This window comes from Nocardia sp. NPDC004068, assembly GCF_042874315.1.
GTDB lineage: Bacteria > Actinomycetota > Actinomycetes > Mycobacteriales > Mycobacteriaceae > Nocardia.
In genome coordinates this window covers 217,035-229,471 of the sequence record NZ_JBIAMW010000006.1, presented here as the reverse complement: position 1 = coordinate 229,471, position 12,437 = coordinate 217,035, and the positions used below count along the sequence as shown (strand labels likewise).

Sequence of the window (12,437 nt, the reverse complement as noted above, 5' to 3'; positions counted from 1 at the left end):
CGTCCCCGCTCCCCCTGTTCCTCGCCCCCGCTCCCCCTGAGCCTCGTCCGCCGCTCCCCCTGAGCCTCGTCCGCCGCTCCCCCTGAGCCTCGTCCGCCGCTCCCCCTGAGCCTCGTCCGCCGCTCCCCCTGTTCCTAGGGCCCGGCCGCCAGGCCGGGCCCTAGGACCGCTCACGCCTTGGTGATCGAGGCGCGTACGCCGCCCACCAGCTCGGCCGCGTCGGGGCCCGCGTTGCCGAAGGTGAGGGTGGTGGCCAAGACCTCGCCTGCGATGAGGTCGCGGTGGGTTTCGGCCCAGGGGAGGTGGGACGGGGGGATCTCGAGGGTGAGGGTGATGCGGTCGGAGACGTCCAGGCCCAGGGACTTTCGGGTTTCCTGGAGGTCGCGGATGAGGTCTCGGGCCCAGCCTTCGGCCTCGAGGTCCTCGGTGACCTCCGAATTCAGCACCACCAGGCCGGCGTTGCCGGGGAGGGCGGCGGTGGACTCCGGTTCGGCGGCGACCAGGCGCTGGGTGTACTCCTCCGGGAGCAGGTCGATGCCGGCGGCGCTGACCACGCCCTCCGGACTCTCGGTCCACTCCCCCGCCTTGACCGCCTTGATCACCGTCTGCACCTGCTTGCCGAGGCGCGGACCGGCCGCGCGGGCGTTGACGGCCAGTTCGAAGCGGCCGTGGGCGGCCACATCCGTGGTCAGGTCCACCTTCTTGACATTGACCTCGTCGGCGATCAGGTCGGTGAAGGGGGCCAGACGCTCGGCGTCGGGGGCGGCGATGGTCGCCTCCGACAGCGGCAGGCGCACCCGCAGGTTGCGGGCCTTGCGCAGGCCGAGCAGGGTCGAGCAGACCGTGCGGACCTCGTCCATGGCCGCCACCAGCTCCGGATCCTTCGGCAGATCGGTCGCGGCGGGCCAGTCGGTGAGATGCACCGAACGGCCGCCGGTCAGCCCGCGCCAGATCACCTCGGTGATCAACGGCAGCAGCGGGGCCGCCAGGCGGGTGGTCACCTCGAGCACCGTGTGCAGGGTGTCGATGGCGTCGCGCTCCTCGTCCCAGAAGCGCGAACGCGACCGGCGCACATACCAATTGGTGAGCGCGTCGGCGAAGGTGCGCAACGCGTCGCAGGCGGTCGCGATGTCGTAGACCTCGAGCGCCTCGGTCATGACGTCGCGCGTCGCCGCCAGCTTGGCCAGGATGTAGCGATCCAGCACATGCGGCGAATCGGTCCGCCACACACCGGGTTTCGAGGCGTACAGCTGCAGGAACGTCCACGCGTTCCACAGCGGCCGCAGCGCGTGGCTCACGCCCTCGCGGATACCGCGCTCGGTGACGATGAGATTCCCGCCGCGCAGCACCGGCGACGCCATGAGGAACCACCGCATGGCGTCCGAGCCGTCCCGGTCGAACACCTCGTTGACATCGGGATAGTTGCCCTTGGACTTGGACATCTTCAACCCGTCGTCGCCCAGCACGATCCCGTGCGCCACAACAGATTTGAACGCGGGCCGATCGAACAACGCGGTCGACAGGACGTGCAGGTTGTAGAACCACCCGCGCGTCTGCCCGTTGTACTCGACGATGAAATCGCCGGGGCTGTGCGCCTTCTCGTCGTGCGTGCCCTCGAACCACTCCTTGTTCTCGAACGGGTAGTGCACCTGCGCGTAGGGCATCGACCCGGACTCGAACCAGCAGTCCAGCACCTCCGGCACCCGCCGCATCATCGACTTGCCGGTCGGGTCGTCGGGATTGGGCCGCACCAGCTCGTCGATCGCGGGCCGGTGGAGATCGGCCGGCCGGGTGCCGAAGTCGCGCTCGAGCTGATCCAGCGAGCCGTACACGTCGACGCGCGGATACTCCGGATCGTCGGACACCCACACCGGGATCGGCGCGCCCCAATAGCGATTGCGGCTGATGTTCCAGTCCCGCGCGTTCTCCAGCCACTTGCCGAACTGGCCGTCGCGGATGTGCTCGGGCACCCAGGTGATCTGCTTGTTCAGCTCCACCATCCGGTCGCGGAACGTGGTGACCGCGACGAACCAGGACGGCACCGCCATGTAGATCAGCGGCTGCCCCGACCGCCAGCTGTGCGGATAGGAGTGCTCGATCGTCTCGTGCCGCAACAGCTTTCCCGCGGCCTTGAGATCCTTGATGATCACCGGATTGGCGTCGAAGATCATCAGGCCCTCGTACGGCGGCACCATCGAGGTGAACCGGCCGCCCGGATCCAGCGGCTGCACGATCTCGATGTCGTTGGCCGCGCAGACCGCCATGTCCTCCTCACCGAACGCGGGCGCGAGATGCACCACGCCGGTACCGGAGTCGGTGGTCACGTAGTCGGCCTCGAGCACGCGATGCGCGTTCGGGTGACCGGCGAAGAAGTCGAACGGCGGACGGTAGCGCAGGCCCACCAGCGCCGCCCCGGAATGCTCCGACAGCACGCGCGGCCGCTCGCCCAACTCCCGGGCGTAGTGCGAAACCCGTTCGGCCGCCAGCAGATACCGCTTGCCGTCCGCGCCCTCGACGTGCACGTAGGTGATATCGGGATGCACCGCGATCGCCAGGTTCGACGGCAGCGTCCACGGCGTGGTGGTCCAGATCAGCGCGTTCGCCCCGTCCAGTTCACGCAGCGGATGATCGGCCGGGACCGCGAGCGGCATGTCCACGGTGACCGCCGGATCCTGGCGCATCCGGTAGGCGTCGTCGAGGCGCGCCTCCTGATTCGACAGCGGGGTCTGCTCGTACCAGCTGTAGGGCAGCACCCGGAAACCCTGGTAGATCAGGCCCTTGTCGTAGAGCGACTTGAACGCCCACATCACCGACTCCATGAAGTCGGGATCGAGGGTCTTGTAGTCGTTGTCGAAGTCGACCCAACGGGCCTGACGGGTCACATACGCGCGCCACTCGTTGGTGTAACGCAACACAGACCTTTTGCACGCGGCATTGAATTCCGCGAGACCCATCGCATCGATCTGTGATTTGTCCGTGATACCGAGCTGTTTCTCCGCTTCGATTTCCGCGGGCAGGCCGTGGGTGTCCCAGCCGAAACGACGCTCGACCTTCTTACCGCGCATGGTCTGGAAACGCGGGATCAAATCCTTCACGTATCCGGTGAGCAGATGCCCGTAGTGCGGCAACCCGTTGGCGAAGGGCGGGCCGTCGTAGAAGACGAACTCCGGTGCGCCCGAACGGTTGTCGATGCTGGCGCGGAAGGTGTCGTCGGCGGCCCAATAGTCCAGCACGCGCCGCTCCAGCTCCGGGAACGACACCTGGCCGCCCTCGCCGAGATCGACTCGGGGATAAGCGTTTTCGGTGGTTGTCTGGTCCGCCATGTCGGGCGTCGGTCTCCTCCGTGCCGGTGCGCTGGGCGCGCGTCGTGGGCACGGGGACGATGCCGGCGCCGGTGCGCCGAGACCGCGGTACCACCCCGCTTGCCCGGCCGTCGTGCGGGCCGGACCGCTTCGTTGTGAGCTGTGACGGGCTCACCCGTTCGGTTCTACTGAGCGCTCGCGCGCCGTTCTTCCGAAGGCTCCCCGGTGATGGCCGGATCGATGCCGATGTCGCTGGTTTGATTGTAGCCGCAGTGGGGCAAACCTATTGTCGGCCCGGGCGTTCGCCGGGGCGACGAGAGGAACCGCCGGGGTAGCGCGTGGATTCACCGGGACGTCGACCGAAATCGCCGGAATCGCCCTGGGCGCGCCCGGAATCGGGTCGCCGGGTGGGACGCGTGGGAGCCCCCCGTTTGGCGTGCCGGGCCGGACCGGCCTGCGTCTCGTCCTCGACCTCGCGCATCGACAGCGCGCTCATCAGGAGCACGACGGCGCCGACGACGCACACGACGATGCAACCCCACGCCCACACCACCGATCCGGTGGTCAGCGCGATCACCAGGAGGCCGAAGCCGATCGCGGCCAGGACGAGCGTCAGAACGAGCATGGTCACCCCCGAGACGGGCCGAGCCGCACGCTCCGGCGGACGACGGGACTACTTGCCGCCCTTGGCGAACGAGGCCGGTGCGTGGTTGTGGTTGGCTCCCGCGCCGTCGAAGGTGTCGCCGCCGTCGACCGGGACCGCGGACCCACGATTCTCCAGCTCCTCGAGCTGCGACTCCAGGTAGGACTTCAGCCGCACCCGGTACTCGCGTTCGAACGTCTTCAGCTGCTCGATCCGGCTCTCCAGCACGCTGCGCTGCTGGGTGATGGTGGCCATGATCTCGGTGTGCTTGCGCTCGGCGTCGGCCTGCAGGGCGTCGGCCTTCTCCTTGGCCTGACGCAGCTGATTGTCCGAGCGGGACTGCGCGTCCGACAGCAGCGACTCGGCCTTCTGCCGGGCCTCGGCGACCATGCCCTCCGAGCGGGTGCGCGCGTCGCTGACGAGGCGCTCGGAGTTGGCGCGGGCGTTGGCGAGCAGCTGCTCGGCCTCGGTCTTGGCGTCGCTGGTGAGCCGGTCGGCCATCTCCTGGGCCAGGCTGAGCACCTTGGCGGCCTGGAGGTTGGCGTCGGCACCGGCCGGATCCTTCAGCGCCACGGGGGCGGGCATCGGGGCGGGCGGCGGCGCGACGGCCGCGGGCTTGGGGGGCTCGGGCGCGGGCGGCGGCGGAGCCTTCACCGCCTGCGGGGCCGGGCGGGCCTTCTTGGCGTCGGCGAGCTCGGCGTCGAGCTCGGCAACCCGCTGGCGAAGATCGGCGTTCTCCTCGATCAGGCGTGAGAGTTCCTGCTCGACCAGGTCCAGGAAGGCATCGACTTCGTCCTCGTTGTAGCCGCGCTTCCCGATCGGCGGTTTGCTGAACGCGACGTTGTGCACATCGGCTGGGGTCAGCGGCATGGAAGGATCCCTTCACGCTTCGTACGGAGATCTAGCACTAGATCCGGCAAGCTATTCTTCACGGCCCATTCTGTCACACCGGGCCTACCGGCTGCCCGAGCCTGCTCGTGATCGTCATCAGGATGAAGACGATGAAAAGCAGCACCATAATCGACAGATCGAGGCGAATTCCACCCAAGTTCACGGGAGGTATCAAACGCCTCAACAGTTTCACCGGCGGATCGGTGATCGTGAAGATCACCTCGAGGATCACCACGACGACGCCCCTGGGATGCCAGTCCCGGGCGAAGCTGCGGATGAACTCGACGATGACTCGGCTGATCAACAGCAGCCAGAAGAGGAACAGGAGTACATACAGCACCTTGAACAAGGCCACGGGTCCACTCTGCCTCAGAATCGGTGTCCTGCAAACTCCCCGCGCCGACGCGCACGGCCTGACTCCCCCCACTCACGGCGTGTCGGCCCTGGTAACCAACCCCGCCCGACGTTCTCGGTGATATGTCCTATTTCTGGTTGTAGAAGCCGTTTTCCGCGATGCGGCGGCGTTCCTCGGCCGATACGTCGACGTCGGCGGGTGAGAGCAGGAACACCTTCGTGGCGACCTTGTCGAACGAGCCACGCAGCGCGAAGGCCAGGCCCGCGGCGAAGTCGACGAGCCGCCGGGCGTCGGCGTTGCTCATCTCGACCAGGTCCATGATCACCGGGGTGCCGTCGCGGAAGCGCTCGCCGATGATGGCGGCCTCGGCGTAGGTGCGCGGGCGCAGTGTCGTGATCTTGGACAAGGGGCCTCCGTCCTCGAAGACCGGCGCGCGGCGCGGCGCGGGCTCGAAACGGGCCCGCTGCTCCTCGACCCGCCGCTCCTCCAGCCTCCGCTCGACCTCCGGATCGACCGCGAGCGCGCCGTGCGTGGTGCCGCGGACCATCGGGGGCGTGCCGAGCCCGCGCGACCGGCCCGAACCGGCCGAGTCGATGCGGGTGGGCCGGCGCGGGGGCTCGTAGCGGTCGTCGGCGTAGGACTCGTCGCCGTAGTCCTCGCGCCGGGCGACCGTGTAGCCGGGCTGATAGGGCGCCTTGTAGGTCGGTTCGGGGTAGCCGGGCTCGTCGTCGTAACGATCCTCGGAGAACCGGGAGCGGCCGCTGGGCTCGTAGCGGGGCTCGGGGTAGTCGCGGCCGCGCCGGGCGCGGTCGTCCACACCTCGGGGGCCGCGATCGTCGACGTAGTCGTCCTCGTACTCCTCGAGCGGGACCATGCCGAAATAGGCCTTGAACCTGTGCAGGGTGCTCATGCCTCCACCTCGCTGGCGCTCGCCTCCAGCACGAGCACCCTCGTGGCTGGGTTCATTTCCCGGGCCTCCACCTCGCCGACGCTCCACTCCAGCACGAGCCCGCTCGTGGCTGCGCTTTTCACTCGCTCGCTGCGCTCGCTCATCCTGGTCGACCTTCCTACGGCACCCGGCTGGCCTGGGGTGTTGAAGTCCTGCTCAGTCTCGTCTGTCACAAGCATAATGTTTCGAATGTGACTGATGAGGTTTGTTTGCTATCCCGAGGTTATCGGTCGAGCGCCCATCAAGGCTGTACCGACACGCACGCAGGTGGACCCGTGTCGAATAGCCGCTTCCAAATCTCCCGACATACCGGCGGAGAGTTCGCGCGCCCCGGGATGTCGGGCGCGGAGCTCGGCGTGCAGCCGGGCGAGCCGTTCGAATTCCGGCTCGGGATCGGTGTCCAGCGGCGGGATGGCCATCAGGCCCGCCAACCGCAGGTTCGGGGTGTCGGCGACGCGGTCCGCGAGGGCGGGCAGGTCGGCCGGGGCGACGCCGCCTCGGGTGGGGTCGCGATCGAGGCTGACCTGCAGCAACACCTCCAGGGGCGTCGCGCGTTCACCCGCGTCGCGGGCGGCTCCCACGGCGGCGTCAAGGGCGGTAGCCAGGCGATCGCTGTCGACCGAGTGGACGACATCCGCCCAGCGTGCGACCGATTTCGCCTTGTTGCGCTGGAGGCGTCCGATCATGTGCCAGCGTATCTGGGACAGGTGTCCCAAACTGGCCACCTTGACGGCGGCCTCCTGGTCCCGGGACTCGCCGAATTCGCGGCGGCCCAACCCGTACAGGATCTCGATATCGCGCGCGGGGAAGAATTTCGTGACCGGAAGTAACTTCACCTCGTCCGGGGAGCGGCCCGCGGCGCGGCACGCGGCATCGATCCGGTCCGTCAGAGTGGTCAGCGCATCGGACAGTTCGGCGGTGCGCGTGGATTCCGCGGCGGCGGCGCCGGATTCGACTGTCATAGGCGAACTCCCTGAAATGCGAAACTCGTCACGAAAGACTCCGAATGGGCCGAAACGGTGAATTGCCAGGACTTAGCCAGGTTTTCCGGAGTGGGCAAGCCGTCAAAATTCATGGCGCCCCGGCCGTTTCGTCACCCGACATCCAGATGACTCCCGCGAGGCGGCCGGTGGGCGCGCCGCGGCGGTGACTGAACAGCGTCTCGTCCTCGATCGTGCAGCGCGGGTCGACGGCGACCGCACCCACTCCGGCCTGTTCGAGCTGGCGTTGGATGCCCGCGCGCAGATCGAGACCGGGGGTGCCCTTCACCGTTGTGGTGGCGCTGCCGGGCAGATGCGCCTCGACGTCGGCGCGCATGGCGGCGGGGACCTCGTACTGTCGTCCGCTCGCGGCCGGGCCGAGCAGCGCGCCGATGCGCTCGACCCGCGCGCCGACGGAGATCATCGCGTCGAGGACGCGCGGCACGATCCCGATCCGCGCGCCGACCCGGCCCGCGTGGACGGCCGCGATGACGCCCGCCTCGTCGTCGGAGAGCAGGATGGGCACGCAGTCGGCGGTCAGCACGACCAGGGCGAGTTCGGGGACTGTTGTCACCAATGCGTCGGTGACCGGAACGGGCTCGGCGCGCGGTCCGTCGACGATCTCGACATTGCGCCCGTGCACCTGTTCCATCCACACCAGCCGCTCGGGCCCCAACCCGATCCCCTCGGCCAGCCGCAACCTGTTGCGCCGCACGGCCTCCGGATCGTCCCCCACGTGGTCGCCCAGATTGAAGGACTCGTACGGCCCCCGCGAAACCCCGCCCGCCCGCGTGGTGAGCACCCGCCGAACCCGAACCGAAGTCGTCGTCATACCCCCGACCCTAGTCGCCACCCACACTCCCCCGCCCGACCCGACAACTACGCACCCGTTCCACCTCTCCGCCGCATCCGGCCCAGTCATACCCACCCCGGCCCCCGAAAAACCTCCCCCGGCAAGCCTTTCCGGCCCCGAGTTCCGAACCTCTCAGACCTGGATCGCAACCGGCCATTACAACGCAACACCACCCCTCCCCGCAACCCATCTCCCTCCCCGAAGCACCCCACCCCCCTCACGACGGCGCGACCCGCCGGTCCTCGAGAAGGGCACGCCCCTGAACATCCCCTCAGAAGAGTGCAGCGCCAGATCGGTCCGGCCACCACAGGCCCCCAGAAAGCTTGGCCCCCAAAGCTGTACGAAACACAGCCGCACCCTTTATTCGGATCCGCACCCCTTGCAGGGCTCTACAACGGGTGCGGATTCGAATAAAGGGTGCGGCTGTGTTCGTGCGCCTGGGGTTGGTCAGCGCACCGGGGTGGGTGCGCCGGGGGTCAGCGGCGCATGAAGGAGGGGACGTCCACGTCGTCGTCGGAGTCCTCGTCGGGGGGTTGGATGTGGGAGCGGGGGTTGGTGGCGACGGTGGGGTCGGTGGTGGGGCGGTGGCCGTAGTTGGGGGCGGGGCCGCGTTCCACGGGGGTGGGGGTGGCCGGTTCGGCGGGGGGTGGGGGGGTTGGGGTGGGGGTCGGGGGGGTGGAGCGGGTGAGGTCGCCGGCGCGGGCGGTGCTGATGGAGGTGCGGCCGCTGCTCTCGATGCGGCGGGCGGGGGTGCCGCCGTCGAAGCCCGCGGCGATGACCGTGACGCGGACCTCGTCGCCGAGGGAGTCGTCGATGACCGTGCCGAAGATGATGTTGGCCTCGATGTGGGCGGCCTCCTGGACGAGCGAGGCGGCCTCGTTGATCTCGAACAGGCCGAGGTCCGAACCGCCCGCGATCGACAGCAGCACGCCGTGGGCGCCGTCCATGGACGCCTCGAGCAGGGGCGAATTGATCGCCGACTCGGCCGCTTTCACCGAACGGCCCTCGCCGCGCGCGGAGCCGATGCCCATCAGGGCCGAACCCGCGCCGGACATCACGCTCTTGACGTCGGCGAAGTCGACATTGATCAGACCGGGGGTGGTGATCAGATCGGTGATGCCCTGAACACCGTTGAGCAGCACCTCGTCGGCTGAACGGAAGGCGTCCATCAGCGAGACCGCCGCGTCGCCGAGCTGTAGCAGCCGGTCGTTCGGGATGACGATCAGGGTGTCGCAGGACTCGCGCAGGGACTGGATGCCCGCCTCGGCCTGATTGCTGCGCCGCTTGCCCTCGAACGAGAAGGGCCGGGTGACGACGCCTATCGTCAACGCCCCCAGCTTGCGGGCGATGCTCGCGACGACGGGCGCGCCACCGGTGCCGGTGCCGCCGCCCTCCCCCGCGGTCACGAAGACCATGTCGGCGCCCTTGAGCACCTCCTCGATCTCGTCCTTGTGATCCTCGGCGGCCTTGCGGCCGACCTCCGGATCGGCGCCGGCGCCGAGACCTCGGGTGAGTTCGCGGCCGACGTCGAGTTTGACGTCGGCGTCGCTCATCAGCAACGCCTGGGCGTCGGTGTTGACCGCGATGAACTCGACTCCCTTGAGTCCCTGTTCGATCATCCGGTTGACGGCGTTCACGCCGCCGCCGCCGATTCCGACGACCTTGATCACTGCAAGGTAGTTGTGCGGGGGCGTCATGGGCTCTCGCCTTCCTTCGATCCAAGCCTGTCGTTTTCGGATTCTCGGCAGAGCGCCTGGTGGAGCGGGCAAGCTCGAGCATGAACTCGGGCAAACCCTGGACCTCAACCATAGGGTTAGCGTTATGTCAAGTATCCGACTGTTGCGGAACGCTATTCGCCCCGGCCGCGATACGCGCGCAGGCGCGCCGAAACGAGCGTCAGAATCTTGTGTGATCCGTCTCGTCCGAGCCCGCCCTGCATCGTATCGCGTCCGGCCGTTCCTGGTGCGGCGAATCGTTCCGCGTGCGCCCGGGGCGTCGCGGCGAGCACCGAAAACGTCGAGGGCACAACGAATATCACTACTTTACCGTTACCAGATCGGGACTCGAAACGTCGAATACCGTTCCGGGACGGGTCAGCACGGGCAGCACGACCGCCGCCTTGCGCTGGGAGTCGCCCGCGCCGCCCCACACCACCACCCGCCCGTCGGTGAGGTTCAGGGCGATGTCCGAAACCGACCGCGCCACAACCTCTCCCACCTGGGCGCGCAGCGCCGGGGGCGTGGCGGTGAGGACCGCTACGGCGGCGCGAGTGACCGGGTCGCTACCGCCGGGGTGATCGGTGACGAGTTTCGGCACCCCCGGTGGCGGGGGTTCCACCGCGAATTCCACGCTATCGCCGTCGAGTAGGTGCGAACCCCGGGGATCGTCGTAGTAGACGACCGGGAAACGTTCGTCGACCGTCACCCGCACGGTCGCGGGGAACACGCGCTGCACCCGTACCGACCGCACCTTCGGCAGCGCCGCGACCCGCCGCGCCACCGCGTCGGTGTCGATCCGCAACATCGAGGTGCTCTCCGGAATGTCGAGCACCTCCCGTACCTGGGTCTCGGGCACCGCGCCGAGCCCGACGATCTCCACCTTGTGCACCGAGAACACCGGAGTGAACCACGCGATCCCGGCGAGCACGATCACGGCCGCGACAACACCCAACGCCGCCAAGGCGATTCGCCGCCGCTGCACAGGCGTCAGCGACCGCCGCCGATTGCGCCGCAGGCGCTTGGAGTAACGGCGTTCCTCGCCTTCGGCGGGATCATGGGGAGAACGACCGGAGCCCCGCGAAGAACGACCGGGGCCATGGGAAGAACGATCGGAGCCGTGGGAAGATCGCCCGAGCGCATCATCCTCCCCCCGGAACGAATCCGCCGCGTCGAACGAATACCCCGACCCGTCCTCCTCCCCCGACCCATCCGAGTACTCCTCGATCTCGACATCGATCGGCTCGTCCTCCGGATGCCCGTCTCCCCCACGGGTTCTCACCGGCTCACCGCCCGACCGAGGGGCGGACCCGCAGCCCGTCGAGGATCTGGCCGCCGAGCATGGTGACGTCGCCCGCGCCCATGATGATCACGACGTCGCCGGGGTGGGCCAGGCCCGCGACCTGGCGGCCGACGCGGGACATATCGGGTTGGTAGTGGACGGGTTTGGTGACCGACTGGGCGACCAGCGCGCCGTTGACTCCGGGCAGCGGTTTCTCGCGGGCGCCGTAGACGTCGAGGACGACGACCTCGTCGGCGAGCGAGAGCGCGGTGCCGAATTCGGCGGCGAAAGCGGCTGTGCGGCTGTACAAATGGGGCTGGAAGACCACGATGACCCGGCCCTGCCGCGAGCGGGCGCCGTCGGCGGCCTCCTGGCGGACCAGTTCGGCGGCGGCGCCGAGCACGGCGGTCACCTCGGTCGGGTGGTGGGCGTAGTCGTCGAAGACCCGCACGCCGTTCTCCCGGCCGACGAACTGGAACCGGCGGTGCACGCCGCCGAAACCCTCCAGCCCTTGCAGGATCTCGTCCAGATCGGCTCCGGCGTCGCGGGCGGCGAGCAGCGCGGCGAGCGCGTTCGACGCCATGTGCCGCCCGGGCACCGACAGCCGCAACGTGCGCGGGGCGAGTTCGTCGGTGAGATGCAGCGTGGCCACGCCGCCGACATCGCGCGGCTCCCAGGCCAGCAGCCGCACCCCGACCGGAACCGGCGCGTCGGCGAGGTCGCCCGACCCGTAGCCGAGGACGCGAATGTCGAGCTCCCCGGCCGAGATTCGCTTGCCGACCCGTTCGGCGAGCGCCCGCGAGCCGGGATCGTCCAGGCACACCACGAGCAGTCCGCCGGGCGTGATCCGCGCGGCGAAGTCGTCGAAGACCCGGACGTAAGCCTCCACCGACCCGTAGTAGTCCAGGTGGTCGGATTCGATATTGGTGATGACCGCGATGTCCGGGTCGTATTGCAGCAGCGACCCGTCGGATTCGTCGGCCTCGGCCACGAAGTAGCCGCCGGTGCCGTGATGGGCGTTGGTGCCCGCCTCGTTCAGCTCGCCGCCGACCGCGAACGACGGGTCGAACCCGCAGTGCTGCAACGACACCACCAGCATGGAGGTGGTCGAGGTCTTGCCGTGCGTGCCCGACACCAGCAGCGTGCGATGCCCGCGCATGAGTTCGGCCAGCACGGCCGGGCGCAGCAGCACCGGCACCCCGCGCCGATTCGCCTCCACCAGTTCGGGATTCGTCTTGGGGATCGCGGCGTAGGTCGTCACCACCGCGGTCGGTCCGCCCGGCAGCAGGTCCAGGGCATTGGCGTCGTGCCCGATCCGCACTTCCGCACCGCGGGCGCGCAATGCCAGTACCCCGCGGCTCTCCTTGGCGTCCGAACCCGACACCGCCCCGCCGCGCGACAGCAGGATTCGCGCGATGCCCGACATTCCGGCCCCGCCGATGCCGATCATGTGCACCCGTCGCAGCA

11 protein-coding genes are annotated in these 12,437 nt (G+C 68.8%); all 11 read right to left on the bottom strand.

What is annotated here, in order from left to right; all coding sequences use genetic code 11:
* Positions 1-170: 170 nt before the first annotated feature.
* Entirely contained in the window at positions 171-3,323 is a 3,153-nt protein-coding gene (ileS, locus tag ACFYTQ_RS17110; protein WP_387361666.1) for an isoleucine--tRNA ligase, read from the bottom strand.
* Between the two features lie 262 nt (positions 3,324-3,585).
* Positions 3,586-3,933: a hypothetical protein gene (locus ACFYTQ_RS17105; protein ID WP_387361664.1), complete on the bottom strand. Its 348-nt coding sequence runs from the start codon at positions 3,931-3,933 to the stop codon at positions 3,586-3,588.
* A 42-nt stretch (positions 3,934-3,975) separates the two neighbouring features.
* Entirely contained in the window at positions 3,976-4,815 is an 840-nt protein-coding gene (locus ACFYTQ_RS17100; protein ID WP_387361662.1) for a DivIVA domain-containing protein, read from the bottom strand.
* A gap of 73 nt (positions 4,816-4,888) precedes the next feature.
* A complete protein-coding gene (locus tag ACFYTQ_RS17095) occupies positions 4,889-5,191 on the bottom strand; it encodes a YggT family protein (RefSeq protein WP_062505179.1) in 303 nt (100 codons plus the stop codon).
* 127 nt (positions 5,192-5,318) lie between these two features.
* A complete protein-coding gene (locus ACFYTQ_RS17090) occupies positions 5,319-6,101 on the bottom strand; it encodes a cell division protein SepF (RefSeq protein ID WP_387361660.1) in 783 nt (260 codons plus the stop codon).
* On the bottom strand, positions 6,098-6,244 hold the full coding sequence (locus tag ACFYTQ_RS17085; RefSeq protein WP_387361659.1) for a hypothetical protein: 147 nt from the start codon (positions 6,242-6,244) through the stop codon (positions 6,098-6,100). The genes ACFYTQ_RS17090 and ACFYTQ_RS17085 overlap by 4 nt, the downstream gene beginning before the upstream one ends.
* Before the next feature lie 108 nt (positions 6,245-6,352).
* Positions 6,353-7,102 (bottom strand): YggS family pyridoxal phosphate-dependent enzyme, encoded by a 750-nt coding sequence (locus ACFYTQ_RS17080; protein ID WP_387361657.1) that lies wholly within the window; start codon positions 7,100-7,102, stop codon positions 6,353-6,355.
* Positions 7,103-7,211: 109 nt separating this feature from the next.
* Positions 7,212-7,952 (bottom strand): peptidoglycan editing factor PgeF, encoded by a 741-nt coding sequence (gene pgeF / locus ACFYTQ_RS17075; RefSeq protein WP_387361655.1) that lies wholly within the window; start codon positions 7,950-7,952, stop codon positions 7,212-7,214.
* 497 nt (positions 7,953-8,449) lie between these two features.
* Positions 8,450-9,670, bottom strand: coding sequence for a cell division protein FtsZ (gene ftsZ, locus ACFYTQ_RS17070; protein ID WP_387361653.1), 1,221 nt, complete (start codon positions 9,668-9,670; stop codon positions 8,450-8,452).
* A gap of 340 nt (positions 9,671-10,010) precedes the next feature.
* Positions 10,011-10,673, bottom strand: coding sequence for a cell division protein FtsQ/DivIB (locus ACFYTQ_RS17065; RefSeq protein ID WP_387361652.1), 663 nt, complete (start codon positions 10,671-10,673; stop codon positions 10,011-10,013).
* Positions 10,674-10,974: 301 nt separating this feature from the next.
* The gene (gene murC / locus ACFYTQ_RS17060; RefSeq protein ID WP_387362286.1) at positions 10,975-12,420 is read right to left on the bottom strand and encodes a UDP-N-acetylmuramate--L-alanine ligase; all 1,446 of its coding nucleotides are present in this window, start codon (positions 12,418-12,420) and stop codon (positions 10,975-10,977) included.
* Between the last annotated feature and the right edge of the window lie 17 nt (positions 12,421-12,437).

Coding starts and splice junctions, on each gene's coding strand:
- ACFYTQ_RS17080 (WP_387361657.1), bottom strand. CDS start 7,102: ATGACAGTCGAATCCGGCGCCGCCGCCGCGGAATCCACGCGCACCGCC.
- pgeF (WP_387361655.1), bottom strand. CDS start 7,952: ATGACGACGACTTCGGTTCGGGTTCGGCGGGTGCTCACCACGCGGGCG.
- ileS (WP_387361666.1), bottom strand. CDS start 3,323: ATGGCGGACCAGACAACCACCGAAAACGCTTATCCCCGAGTCGATCTC.
- murC (WP_387362286.1), bottom strand. CDS start 12,420: ATGATCGGCATCGGCGGGGCCGGAATGTCGGGCATCGCGCGAATCCTG.
- ftsZ (WP_387361653.1), bottom strand. CDS start 9,670: ATGACGCCCCCGCACAACTACCTTGCAGTGATCAAGGTCGTCGGAATC.
- ACFYTQ_RS17090 (WP_387361660.1), bottom strand. CDS start 6,101: ATGAGCACCCTGCACAGGTTCAAGGCCTATTTCGGCATGGTCCCGCTC.
- ACFYTQ_RS17100 (WP_387361662.1), bottom strand. CDS start 4,815: ATGCCGCTGACCCCAGCCGATGTGCACAACGTCGCGTTCAGCAAACCG.
- ACFYTQ_RS17085 (WP_387361659.1), bottom strand. CDS start 6,244: ATGAGCGAGCGCAGCGAGCGAGTGAAAAGCGCAGCCACGAGCGGGCTC.